Genomic DNA, 25,040 nt, shown 5'->3' on the forward strand with positions numbered 1-25,040 from the left:
ATGTCGATTCGTCAGGTCCACGAAAAACCCCTGTGCCGCACGCAGGACGCGTGCGGCACAGGGGTGTGTGAACAATGAAAAGAGAAATCAGTCGATCTGCATGATGATGCGGATCGCCGGGTCGACGTCCGGCTGCTTCGGCATGGCCGCCGGGTCGATGACGATGCCGAAGTTCTCCTCGTAAGCGGCGCGCAGGGCGGCGTCGTCCGCGAGCAGGGTCGTCACGGTGCCGTTCTCGTCCGTGCGCGTCAGCTCGCGGCCGTTGACGGTGACCCGGCCGGCGTCGTTCTGCATCGAGCAGATCAGGTTGTGCAGGAACACCGAGTCCGGCGCGCTGCGGTACCACCACAGGGTCGGGTAGAAGTCCCCGATCCGCACCGGCCGCTCGTCGAGGCGGTACTGGACGTTCCCGTTCAAGTGGACCTGGAGGAAGCCCTCCTCGGGCCGGGTCACCTGGTATGCGCCGTGCGGGTCCTTCTGGACCTCCGCCGATGCGGTCTGGAGCGGGAACCGGCTGTTCTTGCCGAAGCCCACGTCGACCAGCCAGTCCTGGTCCTCCAAGCGCACCCGCAGCGCCAGGTGGCACAGCGGGGCGCCGAACGCGCCACCGAGGAAGACCTGGCCGGCGAGGATCTCCACGGAGAAGCCGAGCGCCTCCAGGAGGTGCCCGAAGGAGGGGTTCAGCTCGTAGCAGCCGCCGCCGCGCCGGCGGGTGACGATCTTGTCGTAGAGGAACTCGCGCTCAAGGCCCAGCTCGGCGCCCTCGACGTGGTAGTCGATGTTCTCGAAGGGCACCGACAGCACATGGCGCTCCTGGAGGTGGCGCAGGGCGTGGATGTCGGCCTTCTCGGGCCGGCGCGCGCCGATGCGCTCCAGATACGCGTCCACCATCGCATCGCTGAGCATGGTCTTCGTCCTCTCCTCCGTCATCGGGACCACCCCGTCGGCGGGATGTTGTGGTTCACGCGGAACACGTTCTGCGGGTCGTACGCGTCCTTGACCGCGACGAGCCGGGCGTACGTCGCCTCGTCGTACGCCGAGCGCAGGTGCTCGGGGGTGCTCTCCAGGGCGCTGATGAAGCTGAGGAACGGGCCGCCGATGCGCCAGGGCTCCATCGTCTCGATCAGCCGCTCCTGGAACTCCCGTACGTCCTCGATGTGTTCGGGCCACACCGGGGCGCCCGCGAACAGCGTGTACGCGGTCTCGCGGTGCGGCAGGGCGTTGGGGTGCTCGGGCTGCCGGCCCAGGGCTCCGCCCAGGTGGCGCAGTTCGATGCCGGGTCGGACCGCGTCCACGCCCTCCTTGATCAGCGGGAGCAGCGTGTCGATGGCGGCGTCGTCGAGCTCGCGGATCCGGGTGGAGCGCTCGAAGTACACGAACGGCATGGTCGGGTCCATGTTGATCTCGGCGACCCGGGTGTACGGCATGTCCGCGACGGTGTCGAGGACGGCCGGGGCGATCTCGCGCAGCGGGCGCAGCAGTTCCTCGCCCTCCTCGTTCGACCCGTTGAAGGCGATCCGGACGTGGGCGAGGAAGCGGCCGCGGACCGGCTCGGGCAGGACGTCGATGTCGGGGAAGCGCATCACGGCGATGGAGGACTGCATCGCGTCGGGGACGGTCCGCGTCCAGTCGCGCCAGGTGCGCAGGATCTCGTCGATGTGCTCGCCGGGCAGGAACAGGCCGCCGCCGTAGAGCCGGGTGACGGGGAACAGGCCGATCTCGATGGAGGTGACCACGCCGAAGTTGCCCTTGCCGCCGCGCAGCGCCCAGAACAGGTCCGGGTGCTCCTCGGGGGACACCAGGCGCAGTTCGCCGTCCGCGGTGACGAGGTCGATGTTCTTCACGTGGTCGGCGGAGTAACCGTACGAGCGGCCGAGCGGGCCGAGGCCGCCGCCGAGGGTGTACGAGACCACGCCGACGCCGGGGGAGGCGCCGTTGAGCGGGGCCAGGCCGAAGGCCGCGGCCTCCTCGATGACCCGGCTCCACTGGACGCCGGGCTCGATGCGGGCGGTGCGGGTGCGCGGGTCGATCCGTACGCCGCGCAGGTTGCGGGTGTTGATCAGCAGCGCGCCGTCGGCGGGCCGTGCGACGCCGTGCCCGGTGGCCTGGACGGCGAGGGCGATGCCGCGGCGCGCCGCGAAGCGCACGGCGGCGATGATGTCGGCGGTGCCGTCGGCGAGGATCACGGCGGCGGGCCGGCTGTCCGCCAGGATCCGGTTGAAGCCGGTCTCCGTCTCGTCCTGGTAGGCGTCGGTGCCGGGCAGGAGCAGCGGCCCGCGCAGCTCTGCGGCGAGCGCGGCGAAGTCGTCGGTGGTCACGGCGGTGGTGGTCTCGGCGGTGTTGGTCACGGATGACGTTCCTTTCGCTGACGGGGTGCTCACCGGGCGTCCTTGCCGGCGGTGCGCAGGCTCGGGAGCGTGAGCGCGGTGAGCAGCACCACGACGCCGCCCAGCCATGCCACGGTGATCAGCTCTACCTGGTCGACGATCAGACCGCCGACGAGCGCGCCGAGCGCGATGGCCAGGTTGAAGACGGAGACCCACAGGGCGGAGGCGGCCTCCATCGCGTCGGGCGCGGACTTCAGCATCCAGGTCTGGAGGCTGACGGAGACGCCGCCGAAGGCCAGGCCCCACAGGACCAGCAGGGCGATGCCGCCGGCCTGGGTCTTGCCGAGGACCGGGAAGAGCAGCATCGCGGCGGCGAGCGCGACGATGATGACGGCCATGGTGCGGCCCAGGTTCTTCGCGACGGCCGCGCCGGCGACGAAGTTGCCGATGATGCCGGCCACGCCGAAGCCCAGCAGCAGGACGCTGATCAGGTCCTCGTCGATGCCGGAGACCTGCTGGAGCATCGGGCTGACGTACGTGTACGCGGCGAGGTGCCCGGTGACGATGAGGGCGGTGGCGATGATGCCGGAGCGGACGCCGCGGTTGGCGAACTGGCCGATCAGCTCGCGCACGCTGACGGGCTGGGTGGCGGGCAGCGAGGGCAACAGGGCCAGCAGGGCGACGAGGACGACGAAGGCCAGGACGCCGAGCGTGGCGAACGCGGTGCGCCAGCCGGCGAGGCCGCCGATCAGGGTGCCGGTCGGTACGCCGAGGACGTTGGCGGCGGCGACGCCGCCGAAGATCAGCGCGGTCGCCCGGGGGATCGCCGCCGGCTGCACCAGCCGGAACGCGAGACCGCCCGCGACGGCCCAGAAACCGCCGATGGTGACGCCGACCAGGACGCGGGAGGCCAGCAGGATGCCGAAGCTGGGCGCGAGGACGGTGACCAGGTTGGCGACGGCCATCACGGTCATCAGGCCGACGAGCAGGAAGCGGCGGTCCATGCGGCCGACGACCACGGGGATCAGCGGCGCGGACAGTGCGGCGACGAGGCCGGGCACCGTCACCATGAGGCCCGCGGTGCCCTCGGAGACGTGCAGGGCGCCGCCGACCGAGGTGAGCAGGCCGATGGGCAGCTGCTCGGCGGTGACGAGGGTGAAGATGCCGACGGCGACGGAGATGACGGCGAACCAGCTCTTCAGGGAGGTGCGTTCCGGCACCGGTGCCGGTGTGACGGTCTCGGCGGGTGTTTCGAGTGTTGCCATGACAGGAACCTCATTCGTGTCTGGGGGCGGGAGCCGGCCTGCTGGGAGGCGGCAGGGCGGCCGCGGGGCAGGTCAGGTGCGCGGGACCCAGCCGGACTCGTCCCAGAACCGCAGCTGCCGCAGCTTCGACGTGGTGGCGATCTCGGCGATCCGCTCACCGCCGAGGACCAGCGTGCTGGGGTGCTCGGGATCGAAGACCGGCCAGGCGGGGGCACCGGGGCCGGTGGGCACGCCGTCGCGGGCGAAGGCGGCCACCAGGTCCATGAAGGTCTCGGAGACGGCGCGCTCGTGCGGCCCGTCGTGGAACAGCGGAGTGGTCTCGGGTACCGGGTAGGTGGCGGAGATCGCCGCGGGGTCGGCGTACGTGCCGAACAGGAACGGCGAGGTCGCCTCGTGCGGGGTGCCGTGGTGGGGGGCCCGGACGGGCTGCGCGAACTCCATGACGTACTGCGGCGAGCGGCCGTGGCGGGCGTGCCGCTCGGACAGCCGCACGATCTGGTAGCGGAACAGCGCGTCGCCCCAGATCTCCGTCCACAGCGACAGCGGGTCCCGGGGCAGCCCGTCGGCCTCCGCGGCCTCGCGGTACGCGGCTATGCAGGCATCGGTCAGCTCGTACGGGACCTTCTCCATCCCCTTCTCCAGCACGCCGCGGACGGCTTCGCGGAGCTCGGCCGCGTCGGTGGGGGGCGGGGTCGGGGTGGGCTGCGGCGGGCAGGGGCCGGTGTAGAACGAGCCCTCGGTACGGGTGTGGACGGCCAGCACCGGGACCTCGGGGGTGGGCAGTTCGTAGTCGAAGGCGCTCATCCAGCGCCCGTCGACGACCGGGCCGCGGAACTCGCGGCCGCTGCCGACCTCGCGTTCGCCGGGCAGGCCGCCGAACACCTCCTCCCAGGCGTCCATCAGGGCGGCCGCGGGGACCTCCCGCAGGCCGGCCACGGTCGTGCCGAGCCGGCGCGCGACGGCCTCGTACGCCTGCCGGGAGTCGGCGGGGGACATTGAGGTGGCGGGCTCCCAGACGTGGCAGGCGCTGATGGGGACGATGCGGCGGATGATGCCCCGCAGTTCGGGCAGCAGCGCGAACTGCCAGGTGCTCGCGCCGCCGGCGGAGGTGCCGGCGACCGTGATGTTGCCCGGGTCGCCGCCGAAGGCCGCTGCGTTCTCGTAGACCCAGCGCAGCAGCGCCGCCTGGTCCTGGAGGCCCCAGTTGGCGAAGTCGCCGGTGTCGGAGTCGGTGAACTCCTCGTGCAGCCCGAAACCGAGGGCGCCGAGGCGGTAGTTGAAGGTGACGACGACGAGGTCGCCGCGGTCGGCGAGGCGGGCGCCGTCGTAGACGGGCAGGCTGCCGCCGCCGACCATCCACCCACCGCCGTGGATGTAGACCAGCACCGGCTTGGCGGCTTCCTCGTCGGCGTCGGCGTCGGTGTCCGGGCCGGCGTCGACGGAGCCGGTCGGGGCGGGCGTCCAGACGTTCGCGTACAGGGAGTCCTCGCCGCTGCCGGGGATGATCGGCTGGAGCGACTCGGGGGCGAACGCCGTGGCGTCGCGCACCCCGCTCCACGGTTCGGGCGGCCGGGGCGAGGCGAAGCGCAGGGTGCCGACCGGCGGCGCGGCGTACGGGACGCCGCGGAAGACGGACAGCCGGCCGGAGCGCTCCCCGGCGATCACGCCGGCGCTGGTGCGGGCGAGCACGGCTCCGGCGGGCGCGGCTGCGGCTTCGGCTCCGGCTTCGGCTCCGGTTTCGGGCGAGGGGCTGGGGGCGGCAGAGGTAGCCATTGCCGTGGGTTCTCCATCGTCATCGGCGGGCGGTCAGTCACGCCGACTCCACGGTGCCCATTCGAACCGAATGTGCCGCGTCGGATGACTCCGGACCATCCGATGCTGGTAACCGCGCAAGAACCCGGCAACAAGTGGCGGGGCACTTTGTCAGGTGCCGGATTGTCCGTCAGATCGATTCGGGTACCACCGGTGGCCGTGTATTTTCATTCGGCGTACGCTGCCGGGTTCGAATCGTCAAGGAGAATGCCATGCTGGACGACGCAGGAGTGGCCGAATACCTCGACCGAATTGGCGCGAAAAGGCCGGAGCGGCCCGATTTCGCGGGTCTGCGCCACCTTCAGGAGCGGCATGTCCTCTCGGTGCCCTTCGAAAACATCGACTACCACCTCGACCGCGAGATCCACCTCGGCGAGCAGGTCGTCGACAAGATCGTTCGGCAGCGCCGCGGCGGCGGCTGCTACGAGGTGAACTCGGCCTTCGCGGTCCTGCTGGAGGCCCTCGGCCACCAGGTCGAGATCCTGCCCGGCCGGGTCTACCGGCCCGACGGGCTGGGGCCGGCGATGTGCCACCTCGCCCTGCGGGTGACCTTGGACGGGGAGCCCTGGCTGGTCGACGCCGGGTTCGGCCGCAACAGCCGCCATCCGCTCCGCTTCAGCACCGCTGACGTGCAGCGGGACCCGCACGGCGAGTACCGGGTCGAAGCGGCCGGGGAGGGCGGGTTCGACGTGTCCCTGAACGGGAGCCCGCTCTACCGGATCGACGACCGTGCCTGCCGCCTCGACGACTTCGGGCCCACCCTGTGGTGGTGGCGCAGCAGCCCGGATTCGCCGTTCCTCCAGGAGCTGTTCTGCTCGCTGGCGCTCGCGGACGGCCGGGTCACCCTGAAGGGGAACCGCCTGGTCAGGGTCGAGGGCGGACAGCGCACGATCGAGAAGCCCGAGAGCGACCAGGACCTTCTGGACGCCTACCGCACCCACTTCGGAATGGTTCTCGACGAACTCCCCGACAGCGGTGGCGCAAACCGGACCATCGGGATCCAGCTGACCTGACACAGACAGTTGACGTACTCACCCGAATAACGTGGACCGCCTCGTTCGGCCCGGCGCACGATGCCCGGAGTACGGCGTTACTCCGTATCCGGAAGGAGCATTGTGTCCATCGTTGATCCCTTGCTGGAATTTCCACTCGACACCCAGCCGGACCCCGACGAATTCCTGCGCGCCGCCCTGCGGTGGCATTTCTCCCCGGAAACGGGTTCGCCGTTCTGGCTGGAACGCGCAGGAACTCTCGGGTTCGATCCGCTGACCGACATCAGCGGTTTCGCCGACCTGAACAAGTTCCCCAACCTCGCCAACGAACTGCGCGACGTACGGGCCGAGGACCTCATACCCCGCGGCTACGGGGACAAGCCCGAGGTCGTCGGCGTCTACGAGAGCGGCGGCACCACCGGCGCCCCCAAGCGGATCGTCCTGCTGCAGGAGTGGTTGGACCGGCTGCTCGCCTGGAGCAGCGCCCAGCTGGACCGCCACGGTGTTCCGCAGAACGTGAACTGGCTGGTCGTCGCCCCGACCGGACCCCACATGGTCGGTGACGTGATCAAGCGGCAGACCGCCTTCCGCGGTGGCCTCGCCTTCACCGTCGACCTCGACCCGCGCTGGGTCAAGAAGCTCATCTCCGACGGCAAGGGCGCCGAGGCCGGCGCGTACGCCGAGCACATCGTCGACCAGGTCGCCTTCCTGCTCCAGACCCAGGACATCGGTGTCCTGATGTGCACGCCGCCGGTCCTGGAGCGCCTGGCCCGCCGTGACGACCTCGCCAAGCTCATCGACGAGAAGGTCAAGGCGATCAACTGGGTCGGCACGCAGATGGACGCCGACACCCGCTACCTGTACCGCACCGAGGTCTTCCCCAAGGCCCACCTCTACAGCGGCTACGGCTCGACGATGATCCTCGGAAACGCCAGCGAGCGCCCGGGCCTGTCCGACGACGACCCGTGCGTCTACGACCCGTTCTCCCCCCACATGATCTTCGACGTGGTCGACCCCGAGACCCGCGGGACCGTCCCGTACGGCGAGCGCGGCCAGGTCGTCATGCACCACATCAGCAAGAGCCTGTTCATGCCGAACAACCTGGAGCGCGACTACGCGACCCGTGTGCCCGGCCCCGAGGGCATCTGGCAGCTCGGGGACTCCGTGGCGGACATCGCGCCGGTCCAGGAATTCGACAACGAGACCGTCATCGAAGGGGTCTATTAATGAATGCCGGCCTGATCACGCTGGACGCGCTCGGGCCCGCCGGACCGTTCCGCGCGCGCAAGCGCACGACCGTCACCGATGTGACGGGCGCGCCGGTCGCCGAACTCAGCCTGGTCCCGAAGCTGTTCGTGACCCGTGCCATGGACGCCCTGCGCAAGGCCGACTCGCTGCCGGCCGACGAGCGGACGGCGGCGCTGGCCCGCGCCGGGAAGATCTTCGCCGAGGAGACGATCGACGGGCTGTCGTTCGCCGAGTACGAGCGCACGGTCGCCCGGGTCTCCGGCGTGCCGATCGGCGTCGTGCAGGCCGCGACCGCCGCCATCATCGAGGCGACCGAGCAGTCCCGGTTCGCCGCGTACCAGGCCCGGCCGGCCGGCGCCGTGGACGACTGGCGCGCCGAGGACACCCGCAGCGGCAGCGCCGTGTGGACCCGGCGCGGTGACGTGTTCGCGGTGCACGCCGCGGGCAACCACCCCGGACCGCACTCGCTGTGGGTCGAGGCCCTCGCGCTCGGCTACCGCGTCGCGGTGCGGCCCTCGCGCCGCGAGCCGTTCACCCCGCACCGGCTGATCTCCGCGCTGCGGGCCGCGGGCTTCGGCAGCGACCAGGTCGTGCTGCTGCCCACGGACTACGAGGCGGCGGACGAGATCCTGCGCAGCGCCGACTACGGCCTCGTGTACGGCGGTGACGACGTGGTGCGCAAGTACGCGGGCACCAACGTGCTGCCGCAGGGTCCCGGCCGCTCCAAGATGCTGGTCCCGGCCGGTGTCGACTGGCGCGACCACCTCGACACCATCGTGGACTCCATCAGCCACCAGGGCGGTGTGGCCTGCATCAACGCCACGACCGTGCTGATCGACGGCGACCCGGAGCCGCTCGCGCAGGCCATCGCCGAGCGCCTGGCCACGATCCCCAGCCTGCCGCCGGAGGACGAGAAGGCCGTCCTCGCGGTGCAGCCGGTGGAGGGGGCGCGGGCGATCGAGAAGTTCCTGCTCGCCAAGGCGGCCGGGACCACGGCGCACCTCGGCGGCGACGGCGTCGTGGAGGAGCTCGGCGACGGCAGTGCCGTACTGCGTCCGGCCGTGCACCGGCTGGAGCGCCCGGACGCCGAGCAGGCCGGCATCGAACTGCCCTTCCCCTGCGTGTGGGTGGCTCCGTGGTCGCCCGCCGACGGGATCGGGCCCCTGCGCAACTCGCTGGTGCTGACCGCGTTCACCGAGGACGAGGCGCTGATCGACGCGCTGCTCCAGGAGCCCACCATCAGCAACGTCTATCTGGGCGACCACCCGACGTACTGGATCAGGCCGGGCGTTCCGCACGACGGCTACCTCGGCGAGTTCCTGATGCGGACCAAGACCGTCATCCGCGACTGACACACCCGACGGGTCCGGGCCGCGGCGGCCGCCCTGCCGGCCGCCGCAGCCCGGACCCGCCTTTCGTACGGCCACCGTTCCCGCCACCTCCCCGTCACCGCACAAGGAGCACTGTTGTCATGCCCATGAACGGAACGACCGGTTCCAGACCTGCGAGACCGCCGCGGCTCCCGTCGCTCACCGGACTGCGCTTCCCCGCGGCCCTCCTGGTCTTCTTCTTCCACGCCTCCCTCGGCGTCCCGTGGATCCGCCTCTTCGCCGACGACTCCGCCAACGACGCGTTCGCCACGTACGCCTCGCAGGCCGGCGCCCTCGGCGTCACCTTCTTCTTCGTCCTCAGCGGCTTCGTGCTCACCTGGTCCGCCCGCGACCAAGACACGATGCGCGCCTTCTGGCGCCGCCGCTTCGTCAAGATCTACCCGAACTACGTGATCACCTGGGCGCTCGCGCTGGTCACCTTCGCGGCCGTCATGACCAAGCCCTGGCAGGCCGTGGTCAACCTGCTGATGGTGCAGGTGTGGGTGCCCGACTTCGCCACCAACTTCAGCGTGGACCCGCCGAGCTGGTCCCTCGGCGCCGAGGCGATCTTCTACCTCGCCTTCCCGGCGCTGTTCCTGTTCATCAAGAAGATCGACCCGGCGCGGCTGAAGTACTGGATAGGCGGCGTCGTCGCCGCCATATTCCTCACCCCGACGCTGACCTACGCGGTCATCCCGGGCGGCGGCATGCAGATGCCCGGCGCCGACGGGACCTCGACCGTGCAGTACTGGTTCGCGTACGTCCTGCCGCCCGTCCGGCTGCTCGACTTCGCCCTCGGCATCCTCGTCGCCCGCGCCGTGCTGGCGGGCCGCTGGCGCAACATCGGCACGACCTGGTCGGCGCTGCTGCTGGCCGTCACGTACGGCATCGCGATGAACGTGGAGCACCTGTACGCGCAGCGCGCGGTCACCCTCATCCCGATCGTGCTGCTGATCGCGGCCGTCGCCCAGCGCGATGCGGAGAACAAGCCGACGCCGTTCAACAACCGGTTCATGATCTGGCTCGGCGAGATCTCCTTCGCCTTCTACCTGCTCCACTACATCGTCCTGGCCTACTCCCGCGAACTGCTCGGGGACCAGCTCTACTCGACCCCGGTCGCCGTCGCCCTGATCGCCGCCCAGATCGTCGTCGCGGTGCTGCTGTCCTGGGCCCTGTACGCCTGGGTGGAGGCGCCGATCACCCGCCGCTTCTCCAGCTCGCGCAAAGCCAGGGCCGCGAAGGCCGCGGCGGCCGAAGCAGCCGTCCGGGACGACCGCACCCTGGAAACCGTCTGACCCGCCGTTCCCCGCGCCGCCCTTCGGGTTCCCCGGAACCCGGAGGGCGGTGTCGTGCGTCCCGCCCCGCACGGCGTGCGCCGCTCAGGCCGCGGGGGCCAGCACCCGGTGTCCCGCCGCCGGCAGGCCCAGGCCGACGTACGGCCGCAGCTCCCCGTACGCACGGGCGTCCCCGACCAGGATGCCGCCGAGCAGGGTCGCGCAGTCCGCGTCCAGCACGAGCTTCGCGTACGTGCCCGCCGCCTCGTCCAGCCGGCTCAGCTCCACCGCGCCCGCGGTCGCCGCATGGGCGTCGCCGAAGCTCGCCACCTCCACGCCGAGCAGCTTGAGCTTGGTGGACAGGTCGGCCTCCCCAAACGGCTCCCCCTCCTCGCCCAGCAGCTGCCGGGCCACCGAGGCCGCCATCCGGTAGCCCGGTGCGGCCAGCCCGTGGCAGCGCCCCGACACGGCCGCGCACTCGCCGATCGCCCAGATCCGCTCGTCCTGCGTCCGGCACCGTTCGTCGACGAGGAACCCGCCGCGCTCGCCGGTGGCCAGGCCCGCCGGGCCCGCGAGCTCGTCCCGCGGCCGCACTCCCGCCGAGAACACCACCACGGAGGCGTCCAGGGTGCTGCCGTCGGCCAGGGCCACCGAGGCCACCGCGCCGTCCGGGCCCGCCTGGAGCGCGGCCGTGGCGACCCCGCAGTGGACGTGCAGCCCCTGCTGAGCCACGCGGCGCCCGAGGACACCGCCGCCCGCCGCATCCACCTGCAACGGCATCAGTCGGGGGGCGAGTTCCACCACGTGCGGCTCCATGCCGAGCAGCCGCAGCGCGTTCGCGGCCTCCAGGCCGAGCAGCCCGCCACCGATCACCACGCCGGGGCGGCCCGGTACGGCGGCGGCGCGGATCGCGTCGAGGTCGGTGAGCGAGCGGTAGCCGAAGGCGCCGGGCAGGTCGTGGCCCGGCACGGGCGGGATGAAGGGCCGCGAGCCGGTGGCCAGGACGAGGGCGTCGTACCCGAGGACGTCGCCGGCGGTGGTGGTCACGGTGCGCGCCGCCCGGTCAACGGCGGCGACGCCGGTGTTCAGCCGCAGCTCCAGCAGCGGGTCGTCCGCGAAGCCGGGTCCGGCCAGGGCGAGGTCCGCGGCGCTGCGGCCGTCGAGGTACGAGGACAGCGCGACCCGGTCGTAGGCGGGGTGCGGCTCTTCCCCGAGGACCACGATCCGCCAGAGCCCGGCGGTGTCCAGGGACCGCAGGTCGGCCACGAGCCGGTGTCCGGCCATGCCGTGCCCGGCGATGACGAGGGTACGAGCGGTACGGGTCATGACGTGCTGCTCCCTTCGGTGCGTACGACGCCGCAGAGGGCGCGGACGACGTCCGTGCAGCCCCCGCAGCCGGTGGTGGCGCGGGTCGCCGCGGCGACCCGCGCCAGATCGGCGGCCCCGGACCGGCAGGCCTCGGTGATGGTGTGCTTGGTGACGTTGTTGCAGCGGCAGACCACCGCGTCGTCGGGGAGCGCGTCGGGCCCCGGCGCGGCCGGTGCGATGCCGAGCAGGAACTCCAGCCGTCCTGCCGGCACCGGCAGGTCGAGCTCGTGGAGCCGGCTCACGGCGGCGATGGCCCGCGGCAGTCCCAGCAGCACCCCCCCGGTGATCCGCCCGCCGTGCAGGGTGAGGCGGGCGTAGCGGCCGCGCGCCGGGTCGGTGAACGCGACCACCTCCGCACCCTCGGGCTCCGGCCCGCCCCGCCCCAGGCGGACGAGGTCGATGCCGGGCACCCGCAGCCGGGTGATCTGCCGGGTGCCGTGGTGGTGCACCGGGGTGTGGGTGAGGGTCCTGGCCAGGGACTCGGCCTGCGCCCAGGCGGGTTCGAGGTACCCGGCGGTGTCCCCCGGGTGCTCTGCGCAGTCGCCGATGGCGTGGACGTGCGGGTCGTTGGTGCGCAGCAGCCCGTCGACGACCACACCGGTGCGGACGTCGAGTCCGGCCCGGCGGGCGAGCCCGGTCTCGGGGACGGCGCCGGTGCACAGCAGCAGCGTGTCGGCGGCGAGGACCCGGCCGTCGTCGAGGGTGAGCTTGCCGGTGCAGTACGCGGCCGCCGTGCGGCCGGTGTGGACCTCGACCCCGAGGCCTTCCAGGCTGCGGGCGAGCAGCGCGCCCGCGGTGGCGTCCAGGTGCCGGTCCAGCAGGTGCGGGCCGCGGTGGACGAGGGCCACCTCGTGCCCGGCCCGGCGCAGCGCGGCGGCCGCCTCGATCCCGAGCGGCCCGCCGCCGATGACGACGGCGGCCCCCGTGGGCTCCGCCGCCAACCGCTCGGCATCGGCGAGGGTCCGCAGCACGGTCGCCGCGCCGGCCGGCAGCCCGGGGATGCGGGGGACGGCGGGGCGGGACCCGGTGGCCAGGACCAGCGTGTCGTAGTGGTGCACGGAGCCGACCGTGCCGTGGGTGGAGTGGACGAGCCGGCGGGCGCGGTCGATCCGGGTCACGGTCACCCGGGTGTGCAGGCGGGTGCCCGCGGGCAGCGCGGGCAGGGCGAGGGCGGGGGCCGGCAGCGTCCCGTCCAGGACGGAGGACAGCAGCGGCCGCTGGTACGGGGCCTGCGGCTCGGCGCCGAGCAGGGTCACGCCGCCACGGTGTCCGTGGTGGTGCAGCCGCTCCGCGAACCGCTGCGCGGCAGGTCCCGCGCCGACCACCAGCACCTCGCCCACGCTCACGGCCGCACCGCTTCCGCGTTCTGGGGCGCGGGCTCGATCCGTACCGCGCACACCTTGAACTCCGGCATCTTGCTGCGCGGGTCGAGCGCCGCACTGGTGATCAGGTTGGCCCGGCCCGCCCCGGCGAAGTGGAACGGGAGGAACACCGTGTCGGTCCGTAGCGAGGGGACCAGCCGGACCCGGGCGAGCGTGCTGCCGCGCGCCGAGCTGACCCGGGCTGCGGCGCCGTCGGTCAGCCCGTACCGCCCGGCCGTGTCGGGGTGCACCTCCACGAAGGCCTCCGGCGCGGCCGCGGCCAGCTCCGGGACCCGACGGGTCTGCGCGCCCGACTGGTACTGGGCGAGCACCCGCCCGGTCGTGGCGTACAGCGGGAACGCCGCGTCGGGCGTCTCGGCCCCGTCGCGGTGCTCGACCTCGGCGAACCGGGCCAGCCCGTCCGGGTGGGCGAAGCCATCGAGGAACAGCCGCGGGGTGCCGGGGTGCGCCGCCTCGCCCTCGGCGGTCGCGGGGCACGGCCAGTGCAGGGCCTCGCCCGCGTCGAGCCGTTCGTAGCTGATGCCGGAGTAGTCGGCGCGCCCGCCGTGCGAGGCCCGCCGCAGCTCCTCGAAGACCTCGCGCGGCGCGGTCGGGAAGCGGTGCGCGGGCTGGCCGAGCCGGACCGCGAGGCCGTGCAGCACCTCCAGGTCGCCGCGGGCCTCGCCGGGCGGGAACAGCAGCCGGCGGCGGCGCAGCACCCGGCCTTCGAGGTTGGTCATCGTGCCCTCCTCCTCGGCCCACTGGGTCACGGGGAGGACGACGTCCGCGATCTGCGCGGTCTCGGAAGGTACGAAGTCGGCGACGACCAGCAGGTCCAGGGACTTCAGCCGGTCCCCGATCCGGGCCGCGTGCGGCGCCGAGACCACCGGGTTCGAACCGAAGACGAGCAGGGCGCGCGGCCCGCCCTCCGTGCCGAGCGCGTCGAGGAGTTCGTACGCGCTGCGGCCGGGGCCCGGCAGCGCGTCGGGGTCCACGCCCCACACCTGGGCGACGTGGGCGCGCGCGGCCGGGTCGGTCAGCATGCGGTAGCCGGGCAGCTGGTCGGCCTTCTGGCCGTGCTCGCGCCCGCCCTGGCCGTTGCCCTGGCCGGTCAGGCAGCCGTAGCCGCTGCCCTCGCGGCCGGGCAGGCCGAGGGTGAGGGCCAGGTTGATGAACGCGGCGACCGTGTCGGTGCCCTTGCTGTGCTGCTCGGCACCGCGCCCGGTCAGTACGTACGCCCGCTCCGCGCCGGCCAGCAGCCGGACCGCCTCCCGCATGTCGGCGACGGGGACCCCGGTGACCCGCTCGACCCGCTCGGGCCACCAGGAGGCGGCCCGCGCCCAGGCGGTGTCGAAGCCGGTGGTCCGCTTGTTCAGGTAGCCCTGGTCGGCGTGGCCCTCGACGACGGCGAGGTGGAACAGGCCGAGCGCCAGAGCGAGATCGGTGCCGGGCGTCGGCTGGAGGTGCAGGGCCGCGCCCTCGGCGGTGGGGGTGCGGCGCGGGTCGATGACGATGAGCTGCGCCCCGGTCAGGTGGCGCATCAGCGGCGGCATGGTCTCGGCGGGGTTGGCCCCGGCGAGCAGGATCACGTCGGCGCCGCCGAGGTCGGTGGCGGGGAACGGCAGGCCCCGGTCGAGGCCGAAGGCCGCCGAGCCCGCTGCTGCCGCCGAGGACATGCAGAACCGGCCGTTGTAGTCGATCTGGCTGGTGCCCAGCGCGACCCGGGCGAACTTGCCGAGCTGGTAGGCCTTCTCGTTGGTGAGCCCGCCCCCGCCGAACACGCCGACCGCGTCGGGTCCGTGCTCGGTGCGGATCGCGTCGAGCCGGGTGGCGATCAGGTCGAGCGCGGCGTCCCAAGTGGTGGGGGCGAGCCGGCCGTCCGCGCCGCGGACCATCGGCCGGGTGAGCCGGCCGGGCGCGTCCAGCAGTGCGGGCGCCGTCCAGCCCTTCTGGCACAGGCCGCCCTGGTTCACCGGGAACGAGGTCGGGGCGACGGTGGTGCGGTCGTCCTGGTGGGTGAGCCGGGTGCCGCACTGGAGGGCGCAGTAGGGGCAGTGGGTGGTGACCTCGCGGACGTCAGACACGGGAGGCCTCCGCGCGGACCGTGGCGGAGCCGGCCGTCCCGGCGGCCGCTGCGGCGGCCGCCTGCGCACCCGGGCGGCGCCACAGGTACACCGTCCAGGTGACCAGGACGCACACCAGGTAGAAGCCGAGGAAGGCGATGAAGGCGGGTTCACCGGACTGCCCCGCGGAGCTGTAGGCGCTGCGGAAGACCAGGTTGACCCCGACCCCGCCGAGGGCGCCGACCGCGCCGGCGATGCCGATGACGGCGCCGGAGAGCCGGCGGGCCCTGGCGAAGGCCGCCGCCGCGTCGTGGCCGGAGGTGACGTCGTCCTGCGCCTGCCGGGCGAAGACCGCCGGGATCATCTTGTACGTGGAGCCGTTGCCGATGCCGGTCAGGACGAACAGGGCGGTGAAGCCGGCGACGAAGAGGCCGAAGGAGCCGTTCGCGGAGGCCAGCAGGAGCACGCCGGTCCCGGCGGCCATCGCGCAGAACGCGGCGAGCGTGACCCGGGCTCCGCCCCACCGGTCGGAGAGCAGTCCGCCCACGGGCCGGAACAGGGAGCCGAGCAGCGGCCCGAGGAAGGTGTACGAGGCGGACTGGAGCGGGGTGGCGCCGAACTGGCTCTGGAGCACGAGGCCGAAGGCGAAGCCGTAGCCGATGAAGGAGCCGAAGGTGCCGACGTACAGGAGGGAGATGAACCAGGTGTGCGGGTTGCGGGCGGCCTCGCGCTGGGCGCCGGGCGCGCTGCGCACCACGGCGAAGTTGTCCATGTGGAGGGCGGCGAGGAGCGAGGCCAGCACGATCAGCGGCAGGTAGACGGCGACGACGTACGCGGGGTGGGTGCTGCCCGCGGTGGCTATGACCAGCAGGCCGATGAGCTGGACCGCGGCGACCCCGAGGTTCCCGCCGCCCGCGTTGATGCCGAGGGCCCAACCCTGGAGGCGCTGCGGGAAGAGGGCGGTGATGTTCGTCATCGAGGAGGCGAAGTTCCCGCCGCCGACTCCGCCGGCGGCGCCGATCAGGAGGAACACCCACAGCGGTGTGCCGGGTTGGCGCACGAACCAGAAGGCGGCGAGGGCGGGTACGAGCAGGATGCCGGAGGCGAAGACGGTCCAGTTGCGGCCGCCGAAGCGGGTGACCGCGTAGCTGTAGGGCAGCCGCAGGGCGGCGCCCACGAGGGTGGGGACGACGACGAGCAGGAACTTCTCGGAGGGCGCGAAGCCGAGGCCGATGGCCGGTGACATGAAGAGCACCAGCACTGACCACATGCTCCACACCGAGAACCCGATGTGCTCGGAGAGGACCGAGAGGGCCAGGTTGCGGCGGGCGGTGCGCTTGCCGGTCCGCTGCCAGAACTCCTCGTTCTCGGGGTCCCAGTCCTCGATCCAGCGTCCGGCTGCGGGACGTGCGGGCGACGGCGACGTCATGGCTCCTCGGCTTTCTCTGCTCGGTGACTACTGACTTGAACCATACAGTTCAGTTCAGTTGAGCTCAATGGCAGATCCGCCGAAGTCGTCAAGTCGACGGCTCCGTCCCTGCGTACGGTCAGTCGCGCCGGGCCAGGGCCCGGTCCACCAACGGCCCCGCACCGCCCGTGTAAGCGGCCGGATCGCACAGCCGCTCCAGTTCGTCCTTGCTCCACCGCCCGCCCGGTACGGGCTCCTCGGCTAGCAGTTCGCACAGCGGCCGGCCGCTCTCCCCGGCCGCGGCCGAGACCCGGGTCAGCAGCTGCTTCGCCGCCGCCTTGCCCAACTCCGGTGCGAGCACGGCCGCGATCCGTTCGGACACCACCTGACTGCCGGTCAGCAGCAGGTTGGCCCGCATCCGCTCCGGCCGGGCCGTCAGCCCCTCGGCCAGCTCGACCGCCGTGTGGGCGGCGCCGCCGACCAGCCGCAGACACTCGCGCAGCAGCTGCCATTCGGCGTGCCAGGCCCCCGCCGAGCGTTCGTCCTCCGAAACCAGGCACTGCACGAGGCCGGTGGCCAGGACCGGCACCTGGAGGGCGGCGCTGCGCACCAGCGTGCTCAGGACCGGGTTGCGCTTGTGGGGCATGGCCGAGGAGCTGCCGCGGCCGGCCACCGCCGGCTCGGCGACCTCGGAAACCTCCGTGCGGGCCAGGTTCTGCACGTCGATCGCGATCTTCCCGAGGGCCCCGGCGGTGAAGGCGAGCGCGGCGGCGAGATCTGCGATCGGGGTGCGCAGGACGTGCCAGGGCAGTGCGGGGCGGGCCAGTCCGGTCTCGGCGGCGAACGCCCCGACCAGGTCGTCCAGGTACGCGCCGGGCTCCGACGCTCGGTCCGCGCCGTCGATCCGGGCGTATTCGAGGTAGCCGGCCAGCGTGCCCGCCGCGCCGCCGAGCGACACGGGTAGCCCGTCCTCCTGCACCCGGGCCAGCCGCCGGTCGGCGTCCAGGACCAACTGCCGCCAGCCGGCCGCCTTCAGCCCGAATGTGGTGGGTACGGCCTGGAGGGCCAGCGTCCGTCCCGCCATCGCCGTGTCCCGGTGCGCGCCGGCCAGCTGGGCCAGGGCCCCGGCGGTACGGGCCAGATCGGCCCGGATCAGCTTCAGCGTCCGGTCGGCCACCAGCATGGCGCCGGTGTCGAAGATGTCCTGGCTGGTGGAACCGCGGTGCACGTACTCGGCGGCGCCGGTGCCCTGCGTGTCCTGCTCCGCGACCACCCGGGTCAGCGCCTGCACCAGGCCGACCACCGGGTTCGCGGTCTCCCGGGCGGCCAGCGCCAGGGCCCGCAGGTCGAGGTTCTCCGCCCGGGCCGCACGGGTGATGGCGGCGGCGGCGTCCTCGGGGAGGGTGCCGAGTCCGGCCTGGGCCCGGGCCAGGGCGGCCTCGGCGTCGAGCATGGCCTGGAGCCAGGCCAGGTCGCTGACGGCCTCCTCCGTGGGGGTGCCGACCCGTACCGGCGACAGCAGCCCCGCGTCGGTGAGCGCGTCCTGCCCGGCCCGGTCCTCAGGGGCCGTGCTCATACCAGGACCCCGGTGAGGTCGGTCTCGGCCGGCAGCGGCGCGACACCGCTGGGGACCACGCCGGCGGCGGCCAGGGCCAGGACGGAGCGGGCGATGGCGTCGGAGTCGCCGAGGGTGACCGAGTCGACGCCCGGGCGGATGCCGGCCGCAGTGACCCAGTGCACGGATTCGGTGGGCACCCCGTAGGCGAACCGGCGCGGGTGGGCCCGGCCGCGGGCGTCGAGCAGCCGGTACGGGCGCTCGGTGACGGCGAGGCCGCCCGACTCGTAGCTGCTGCCGTCGGAGCCGGCGATCCGGTAGGTGGTGCACTGTTCGGTGTCGAGCAGGTGGCGCAGCAGCGGGTCGTCGGTGCGCCGCAGGTCGGGCTCGGGCAGCCGGGCCTCGATCAGGACGGCGGCGCGGATCGCGGGGCCGGGGACGGTACGGGACTGGGCGATGAAGGTGGCGTCGTCGCCGGCGGCGGTGTCGACGCGGATCTCGGTCCCGGGACCGGTCAGGACGAGCACCCCGGCGTCGATCAGGGCGATCATCTCCTCGATGCGGGAGGCCGGCGGGCCGATGGAGAGGAAGGCGTTGAGCGGGGTGTACCAGCCTTCGAGGTCGTCGCGGTGCGAGTGGCCGTCCAGACCGCCGTGGTCCACGGCGAGCCGGATCTCGTTGCGGAGGTCGCGCATCACGTCCAGGGCCGCCTTGAGCGGGCCGCTCAGGTTGCCGGCCTTGGCTTCGGCGACGTCCTTGGCCAGGTAGCCGACCAGCCAGTCCCGGAACTCCTCGCGGCTGGTGAACTCGCGGTCGCCGTACGGGCGGGAGAGCTTCTCCCAGTCCCAACGCTGCTCGTACTCGAACCCGTAGACGTCCAGCAGCGAGGCCCGGTCGTCCGCGTCCTCCAGCGACAGGTACCGCCGGGTGAAGCCCTCGCGCTCGGCGCCACGGCCGCGGGACTCCAGCAGGGTGCCGTAGTACACGCTCTCCGTCTCGCGGGAGATCAGCGGCCACAGGTCCGCGGAGAAGCTGATGCCCTCGCCGTCCTGGGAGCGGCGGCGCATCTCGGCGATCTTCTCCGGGGTGAGCAGCCGGGGCAGGTAGCGGCCGTACGCTCCCTTCTCGTTCTCGCCGCGGGCGTGGTACGGGATGCCGCGCCGCGAACTGGCGTACAGCGTGGGCTCGTTGCCGGAGGCGCGGTAGGTCAGGCGGCCGTCCTCGGCGCGGACGAAGGTGCCGCCGCGGCCGGAGGTGAAGAGCGCCATGTGGTCGAAGAAGTTCAGGCCGAGGCCGCGCAGCAGGACGTTCTCTCCGGGCTTCACGACGTTCAGGTTCAGGTCCGCCGGGTTGGCGGGCGTGACGTACGTGAGGTGGTGGATCCGGGCGAGGCTCGCGGTCTTCGCCTCTCGCGGCGTCAGCCGGGCCGGTACGTGGCCCTGCGCCATCACGATCGCGTCGAGCTTGTTGAGTCGGGTGCCGTTCTCCAGCCGGACGCCCTGCTCCCCGCCGGGGGTGCCGTGCGTGTCGGCCATGGCCACGGCCCGGGAACGGTGCACCTCGATGCTGACGTGGGCGGGGGCGCTGCGCACGACGCGCTCGAAGGTGGCGCGCAGGTAGCTGCCGTAGAAGGCGCGGGTGGGGTACGTGTTCGGGCCCAGCCGGCGGGCCTCGGCGAGGGTCGCCCCGTCCGCGGACTCGCAGGCGATGTCCTTGGCCCATTCGTACAGGCTCGGGCCCGGCTCGATGGGGCCCTCGGTACGGACGCTGTCGTCGGTGTAGATGGTGATCTGGGAGGCGACCGTGTTCATCAGCAGGTGCTGGGACTGGTCGGAGCGCCAGACCTGGCCGGCGCCGGGCGCCGAGGGGTCGACCACGTGGACGGTGACCGCGGAGTGCGTGGGGTTGCGGCGCTCGTTGGCGCACAGCCGCTCCAGGACCGACAGGCCGCGGGGGCCCGCGCCGATGATGGCGATCTGGATCCGTCCGGTCTCGCGTACCTGGTGCGTGCTCATCGCTGCTCTCCGTCCGGGGTGGTGTTCTCGTCGAGGGTGCGGGCGCCGTGCATCCAGGCCACGTAGTCGTGGAGCTGGTCGGGGGTGAGGGTCGAGAGGTACTCGTTGCGGGCCGGGACGGCCTCCCCGGCGGTGTGCCAGAGCTTGATGCTCTCCCGGGCGAGGAGCTGGATCTTCGCGGTGCGCTCGCGCCGCTCGGCGTTGAACTTCTCGAAGCGCTGCGGGAGTTCGTCGGAACCGCAGTCGAGCAGGTCGCCCAGGATCACGGCGTCCTCAAGGCCCTGGCAGGCGCCCTGCGCCACGTAGTGGAGCATCGGGTGGGCGGCGTCGCCGAGCAGTGCGACCCGGCCGTCGGTCCAGGTGTCGACCGGGTCCCGGTCGACCAGGACCCAGGACTTCCAGCCTTCGCCGAGTGCCAGCAGGCGCTGGGCGTCCTCGCCGAGGGCGGAGAACTCGCGGCGGATGTCTTCCGGGCTGGCGGGGACACCGGCGAGGGTCTCGGTGGCGTGGTTGTCGCTGCTGGCCGCGAGGTTGAGGTACTTGCCGCCGGCGATCGGGTAGTGCACGAAGTGGCAGTGCGGCCCGGTCCACCAGGTCACCGAGGTCAGGTGGCGCAGCTCCTCGGGGACCTGTTCCATCGGTATGACGGCCCGGTAGACGGTGATCCCGGAGTTGCGGGGCGCGCCGTCGCCGACGAGCTGGGCGCGGATCGCGGAGTGGATGCCGTCGGCGCCGATGAGGGCGTCGCCGGTGATCCGCTCGCCGTCTTCCAGGACGACCGAGGCGCCGGTGGCGTCCTGTTCGTACCCGACGGCGGTGACGGCGCTGCGCAGTTCGATGGCGTCGGAGGCCTGGCAGGCCTCCAGCAGCTTGGTGTGCAGTTCGGCGCGGTGGACGACGGCGTACGGGTTGCCGAACCGCTCGCGGTAGCGCTCGGTCAGGTCCATGCTGACCACGTGCCGGCCGGTGACCCCGTCCATGAACCGGAGCTCGTCCATCTGCACGGCGGTGGAGCGGACGGCGTCTCCGAGGCCGAGGCGGTCGAGGGCGTGCAGGCCGTTGGGGGCGAGCTGGATGCCGGCGCCGATCTCGGCGAACTCGGGGGCGCGCTCCAGCACGAGGACCTGGTGTCCCTGGCGGGCGGTGGCGAGGGCGGTGGCGAGTCCGCCTATTCCGCCACCGATGATGATCAGCTTCGACATCAGACCTTCTCCTCGGTGCGGTCGGCGGTGGCGCCGGTGGTTGCGGTGGTGGCGCCGGCGGTGAGCAGTCGGGCGAGCTCCAGCCGCTTGATCTTGGTGGTGGCGGTCTGCGGCAGCTCGGACTGGCGCCACTGGACCGGTTCGGCCATCGGCGGGAGCCCGGCGACGGCGGCCTTCCAGGCCTCGGGGTCGAGGGGCTCGTCGTCCTTGGTGCAGACGACGGGGACGGCGCGACCGCTCTCGTCGGGGATGATGATGACCTCGGCGAGTGCGTCCAGCCGGGTGAAGAGGGTGTCCTCGGCGGCGAGGGTGGAGCCGAAGCCCTCGATCAGGTCGACCTCGCGGTCGAGCAGGTGCACGCAGCCCCACTTGGTGCGGTAGCCGACGTCGCCCATGCGCCACCAGCCTTCGTTGACCTGCTTGTCGTAACGTTCCTGCTCGCCGAGGTAGGTGACGATCCGGCCGTCGCTCTTGACCTCGATGAAGCCCGGGTTGGTCTCGGACGGCGGGAGCCCGTTGCGGCTGACGACGCGGACGTCGGTCATGCCGGGGAAGGGCATGCCCACGCAGCGGCCGTCGGCGTCGAGCCCGCGGCGCTTGGAGAAGGAGCGGGCGACGGCCGGGCCGATCTCGCTCTGTCCGTACAGCTGGCCGAAGACCGGGGCCCTGCGCTTCGTAGCCTTGAGCAGCCGCTGCACGGTGCGCGGGTGGATGGCGTCGAAGGTGCTGCTGAAGAGCTTCACGTTCGCCAGCGGCCCGCGGGGGTCGTCGACCATCTCCTCCCACTCCATGAAGGAGTTGGGGTGGGCTTCGAGGATGCCGGGGCGCAGTTGGGCGAACAGGTCGGCGGCCTTCTTGGGGTCGGAGTCGGCGAGGACGACGATCGGGAAGCCGCGGAAGAGGGAGATGGCGAGGGCGGTGATGAGCCGTGAGTGGACGAAGGAGACGTGCAGGGCGATCGTCTCGCGGCCGGGTATGAGCGGCTTGGTGATCGTGGCCTGCGGTCGGTAGCGTGCCTGGAGGGTCGCGCCGGTGTGGACGGCGAGCTTGGGGGTGCCGGTGGTGCCGGAGGTGTGCGTGATCAGGGTCGGGTGTTCGGGCGGCATGGTCACGGCGGGGACCCGGGGCGCCCCGACGAGCGAGGCGAGCTCGGTGGCCTCCTGGTAGCTGCCGGAGGTGAGCAGGACCTGCTCGGCCTCCTCGAAGACCGAGGCGGGCAACTCGGTCTCCAGCTTGTCCTGGTCGGTGAGCAGGTAGGGCTGGTCGGTACGGCGTACGAGTTCGGCGACGGTCTCGCCGTCGAGTTTGGGGGACAGCAGCACCGGGACGGCGCCGATGCGGGCGACCGCGCAGGCCAGCAGGGTGATGTCGAAGCCGTCGGACTTGTAGACGACGACCCGGCGGCCGGGGCGGACCTTGGCGGCCCAGAGCCGGGAGGCGAAGTCGTCGATCAGGTCGGCGACCTCGGCCACCGTCGCCCGGCGCCCCAGGGCGGGGGCTATGTCCAGGTCGTGATCGAGGATCACGACGTTCGTCGGGTGCTTTCTCGCGGCCCGCTCGAAGAGCGTCCCGAGCCGGATTCCCTTGTTCCCGATGCGCTGCAGAATCATCGTCTGGCCTTTTCCCAAGTCAGGTGTGGTGGAGGTGAGTTGCCAACCGGATTGCTCGGGCGCCCGGGCGCCGGTCCGGATGGGTCCTGCTAGGCGAGGTCCTTTTCGATGACGACCTTGATGCGTTCGAGGGTCGTGGCGAGGTCGCCGGCCACCTTCTCGCCCCACTCGGTGAAGAACTGCTGCTTCTCGCCCCCGTCCATCTCGGCGGTGATGCCGGTGATCCCCTCGGTGGCGGCGCCCATCCGGAAGTGGTGGACCAGGAGGCTGCCTTCGCCGTCGGCCTCGATGGAGAAGCCCCAGATGCTGTCCTGCTTCTCGCCGGAGCTGTTGTGCATGGCCCACTGGAAGGTCCGGCCCGGCTCGGCGGCGACGACCTCGGCGTAGGTCGACCACTTGCCGCGCACCACCGGCGCCCAGGAGACGACGTCCTCGCTGCGCTCGTTCTCGCCGTGGAACACCGAGCCGACCGCGCCGGGGGTGCCGGTGGTCCATTCCCCGCCGAGGCACTCGGGGCTCCACTCGCCGCTGCGGGCCAGGTCGGTTACCACGGCGTACACCTCGGCCGGCGTGGCGGACACGTGGATCTGGGCTCGCGACCGGAAGAGGGGCGTCTGGGTGTCGCTCATGGGGATGGGCCTCCTTTGGACTGGAACGTCTCAACTGCGGTGTATTGGCGCCGTGTTTGGCGCCTCCCACTTCCTGAACCATACAGTTCAGTTCAATTGAACGCAACGGTACAGTTCAGTTGGGATCTAGACTGGGGCCCGCACCCCCGAGGAGTAGGGATCGACATGACCGCACGGACCAGCGCACGGACCAGCGCCAACGACGCCCACCAGGCCGTTCCCACGGGGGCGCGCGCGGCGCGCAAGCGCGAGGCCATCCTGGAGGCGGCGCGCACCGTGTTCCTGCGCGAGGGCTTCGGGGCCGGAGTGGACCAGCTCGCCGCCGAGGCCGGCGTCTCCAAGGTCACCATCTACAACCACTTCGGCAGCAAGGAGAACCTCTTCAACGCCGTGATCGGGCAGACGCTCGACGAGGCGCTGGAGGTGGCCCAGTCGGTGATCCAGGCCAAGCTCGCCGAGTCGGACGACGTCCGCACCGACCTGCTGGAGGCCTGCCGCACCTGGGTCGCCGGCCTCACCACCCCGGAGGTGCTAGCGCTGCGCAACGTGATCGCGGGCGAGCGCCACCGCTTCCCGGAGCTCGGCACCACCTGGCAGGAGGAGGGCCCCGGCCGCCAGCACGCGGCCCTGGCCACGGCCCTCGGCCGGCTCGACGACCGCGGCCTGCTCCGCATCCCGGACATGGAGCTGGCCGTCCTCCAGCTCTCGGGCCTGGTCCTGTCCCCCCACCTCGTCTACGGGGTGTACGGCACCGCCCTCGACGCGGACCTCGCGGAGCGCCTCGTCCAGGGCGGCGTGGACATGTTCCTCCACCAGTACGCCGTGAGCGAGGTCTGACCGGGGCCGAAGGGGGCCGAACGGGTCACCGCGCCTGCCGCCCGCCGTTTCGCCGGGGCCATGGCCTCCGGGCGTCCTAGGGTGGCCGTCGCGCACGGGTGACGCAGGAGCGGAAGAACGGACGGACGTTCATGACGTCGCAGCAATGGGACCGCTCGCTCCTCAGCGCCGCCTCGGGCCCCGCCGTTCCCGTCACCACCGTCGCCCATGACGTCGGCCTGCTCGTGCTGCGGCTGGTCGTGGGCCTGACCATGGCCGGCCACGGCACGCAGAAGCTCTTCGGCTGGTTCGGCGGCCCGGGCCTCGACGCGTTCGGCAAGGGCTTCACCGCGAGCGGTTACCCGGCCGGGAAGACCACGGCCGTCGTCGCCGGCCTGTCCGAGACCCTGGGCGGGCTCGGCCTCGCCCTCGGCCTGCTCACCCCGCTGGCGGGTGCGGCACTGATCGGCGTGTTCGTCAACGTCCTCGCCGTGCGGGGCCTTGGCGCCTACTTCGCCCCCAAGGGAGTGGAGCTCGAATTGGTGCTGCTGGCCGGGGTCGTGGCCCTGACCCTCATCGGGCCGGGCCGCTTCTCCGCGGACCACTTCCTCCCCGTACTGCGCGAGTCGCGGCCGAGGTACGGCGTGCTCGGCGTCCTGCTGGGCGTGATGGCGGGCCTCGCGGTCGTCCTCCTGCGCGACTGACCGCAGCCGTTTGCGCCGGCC

At 72.4% G+C, this 25,040-nt stretch carries 19 protein-coding genes; 6 read left to right on the forward strand and 13 right to left on the reverse strand.

Annotated elements, in window-relative coordinates; all coding sequences use genetic code 11:
• Positions 1–87: 87 nt before the first annotated feature.
• The 4 genes from OG974_RS22235 to OG974_RS22250 all read right to left on the reverse strand — a co-directional run bounded on the left by OG974_RS22235 (position 88) and on the right by OG974_RS22250 (position 5,365).
• On the reverse strand, positions 88–930 hold the full coding sequence (locus OG974_RS22235; protein WP_327284409.1) for an arylamine N-acetyltransferase: 843 nt from the start codon (positions 928–930) through the stop codon (positions 88–90).
• Positions 927–2,348, reverse strand: coding sequence for an FAD-binding oxidoreductase (locus OG974_RS22240; RefSeq protein ID WP_327284410.1), 1,422 nt, complete (start codon positions 2,346–2,348; stop codon positions 927–929). The genes OG974_RS22235 and OG974_RS22240 overlap by 4 nt, the downstream gene beginning before the upstream one ends.
• A 29-nt stretch (positions 2,349–2,377) precedes the next feature.
• Positions 2,378–3,592 carry an MFS transporter gene (locus OG974_RS22245; protein ID WP_327284411.1) on the reverse strand — a complete coding sequence of 405 codons (1,215 nt, stop codon included), beginning with the start codon at positions 3,590–3,592 and terminating at the stop codon, positions 2,378–2,380.
• Between the two features lie 72 nt (positions 3,593–3,664).
• Positions 3,665–5,365, reverse strand: coding sequence for a carboxylesterase family protein (locus OG974_RS22250; protein ID WP_327284412.1), 1,701 nt, complete (start codon positions 5,363–5,365; stop codon positions 3,665–3,667).
• A gap of 251 nt (positions 5,366–5,616) precedes the next feature.
• Here OG974_RS22250 and OG974_RS22255 point away from each other — a divergent pair, with 251 nt between their 5' ends.
• The 4 genes from OG974_RS22255 to OG974_RS22270 all read left to right on the forward strand — a co-directional run bounded on the left by OG974_RS22255 (position 5,617) and on the right by OG974_RS22270 (position 10,309).
• Complete coding sequence (locus tag OG974_RS22255) at positions 5,617–6,417, forward strand: arylamine N-acetyltransferase (protein ID WP_327284413.1); 801 nt, start codon at positions 5,617–5,619, stop codon at positions 6,415–6,417.
• A 102-nt stretch (positions 6,418–6,519) separates the two neighbouring features.
• The gene (locus OG974_RS22260; protein ID WP_327284414.1) at positions 6,520–7,623 is read left to right on the forward strand and encodes a phenazine antibiotic biosynthesis protein; all 1,104 of its coding nucleotides are present in this window, start codon (positions 6,520–6,522) and stop codon (positions 7,621–7,623) included.
• Positions 7,623–8,996 (forward strand): aldehyde dehydrogenase family protein, encoded by a 1,374-nt coding sequence (locus OG974_RS22265; protein ID WP_327284415.1) that lies wholly within the window; start codon positions 7,623–7,625, stop codon positions 8,994–8,996. Before OG974_RS22260 ends, OG974_RS22265 begins: the two co-directional genes overlap by 1 nt.
• Positions 8,997–9,115: 119 nt before the next feature.
• Complete coding sequence (locus tag OG974_RS22270; RefSeq protein WP_327284416.1) at positions 9,116–10,309, forward strand: acyltransferase; 1,194 nt, start codon at positions 9,116–9,118, stop codon at positions 10,307–10,309.
• Positions 10,310–10,393: 84 nt separating this feature from the next.
• Here OG974_RS22270 and OG974_RS22275 read toward each other — a convergent pair whose 3' ends face one another.
• The 9 genes from OG974_RS22275 to OG974_RS22315 all read right to left on the reverse strand — a co-directional run bounded on the left by OG974_RS22275 (position 10,394) and on the right by OG974_RS22315 (position 23,499).
• A complete protein-coding gene (locus tag OG974_RS22275) occupies positions 10,394–11,614 on the reverse strand; it encodes an FAD-dependent oxidoreductase (protein ID WP_329314068.1) in 1,221 nt (406 codons plus the stop codon).
• Positions 11,611–13,002 (reverse strand): FAD-dependent oxidoreductase, encoded by a 1,392-nt coding sequence (locus OG974_RS22280; RefSeq protein ID WP_371644204.1) that lies wholly within the window; start codon positions 13,000–13,002, stop codon positions 11,611–11,613. The genes OG974_RS22275 and OG974_RS22280 overlap by 4 nt, the downstream gene beginning before the upstream one ends.
• Entirely contained in the window at positions 12,999–15,101 is a 2,103-nt protein-coding gene (locus OG974_RS22285) for a molybdopterin oxidoreductase family protein (protein WP_371644206.1), read from the reverse strand. The genes OG974_RS22280 and OG974_RS22285 overlap by 4 nt, the downstream gene beginning before the upstream one ends.
• On the reverse strand, positions 15,094–16,509 hold the full coding sequence (locus tag OG974_RS22290) for a nitrate/nitrite transporter (RefSeq protein ID WP_327284424.1): 1,416 nt from the start codon (positions 16,507–16,509) through the stop codon (positions 15,094–15,096). The genes OG974_RS22285 and OG974_RS22290 overlap by 8 nt, the downstream gene beginning before the upstream one ends.
• A gap of 118 nt (positions 16,510–16,627) precedes the next feature.
• Positions 16,628–18,064, reverse strand: coding sequence for a 3-carboxy-cis,cis-muconate cycloisomerase (pcaB, locus tag OG974_RS22295; protein ID WP_371644208.1), 1,437 nt, complete (start codon positions 18,062–18,064; stop codon positions 16,628–16,630).
• A complete protein-coding gene (locus OG974_RS22300) occupies positions 18,061–20,058 on the reverse strand; it encodes an FAD/NAD(P)-binding protein (RefSeq protein ID WP_327284426.1) in 1,998 nt (665 codons plus the stop codon). Before OG974_RS22300 ends, pcaB begins: the two co-directional genes overlap by 4 nt.
• Entirely contained in the window at positions 20,055–21,260 is a 1,206-nt protein-coding gene (locus OG974_RS22305) for an FAD-dependent oxidoreductase (protein WP_327284427.1), read from the reverse strand. Before OG974_RS22305 ends, OG974_RS22300 begins: the two co-directional genes overlap by 4 nt.
• The gene (locus OG974_RS22310) at positions 21,260–22,870 is read right to left on the reverse strand and encodes an AMP-binding protein (RefSeq protein WP_327284428.1); all 1,611 of its coding nucleotides are present in this window, start codon (positions 22,868–22,870) and stop codon (positions 21,260–21,262) included. Before OG974_RS22310 ends, OG974_RS22305 begins: the two co-directional genes overlap by 1 nt.
• Before the next feature lie 89 nt (positions 22,871–22,959).
• Positions 22,960–23,499 carry an SRPBCC family protein gene (locus OG974_RS22315; RefSeq protein WP_327284429.1) on the reverse strand — a complete coding sequence of 180 codons (540 nt, stop codon included), beginning with the start codon at positions 23,497–23,499 and terminating at the stop codon, positions 22,960–22,962.
• Positions 23,500–23,664: 165 nt separating this feature from the next.
• Here OG974_RS22315 and OG974_RS22320 point away from each other — a divergent pair, with 165 nt between their 5' ends.
• Both OG974_RS22320 and OG974_RS22325 read left to right on the forward strand, forming a co-directional pair.
• The gene (locus tag OG974_RS22320; protein ID WP_327284430.1) at positions 23,665–24,336 is read left to right on the forward strand and encodes a TetR/AcrR family transcriptional regulator; all 672 of its coding nucleotides are present in this window, start codon (positions 23,665–23,667) and stop codon (positions 24,334–24,336) included.
• Between the two features lie 131 nt (positions 24,337–24,467).
• Positions 24,468–25,019: a DoxX family membrane protein gene (locus OG974_RS22325; protein ID WP_327284431.1), complete on the forward strand. Its 552-nt coding sequence runs from the start codon at positions 24,468–24,470 to the stop codon at positions 25,017–25,019.
• Positions 25,020–25,040 lie beyond the last annotated feature (21 nt).

The sequence above is a fragment of the Streptomyces sp. NBC_00597 genome, assembly GCF_041431095.1.
Lineage (GTDB): Bacteria > Actinomycetota > Actinomycetes > Streptomycetales > Streptomycetaceae > Streptomyces.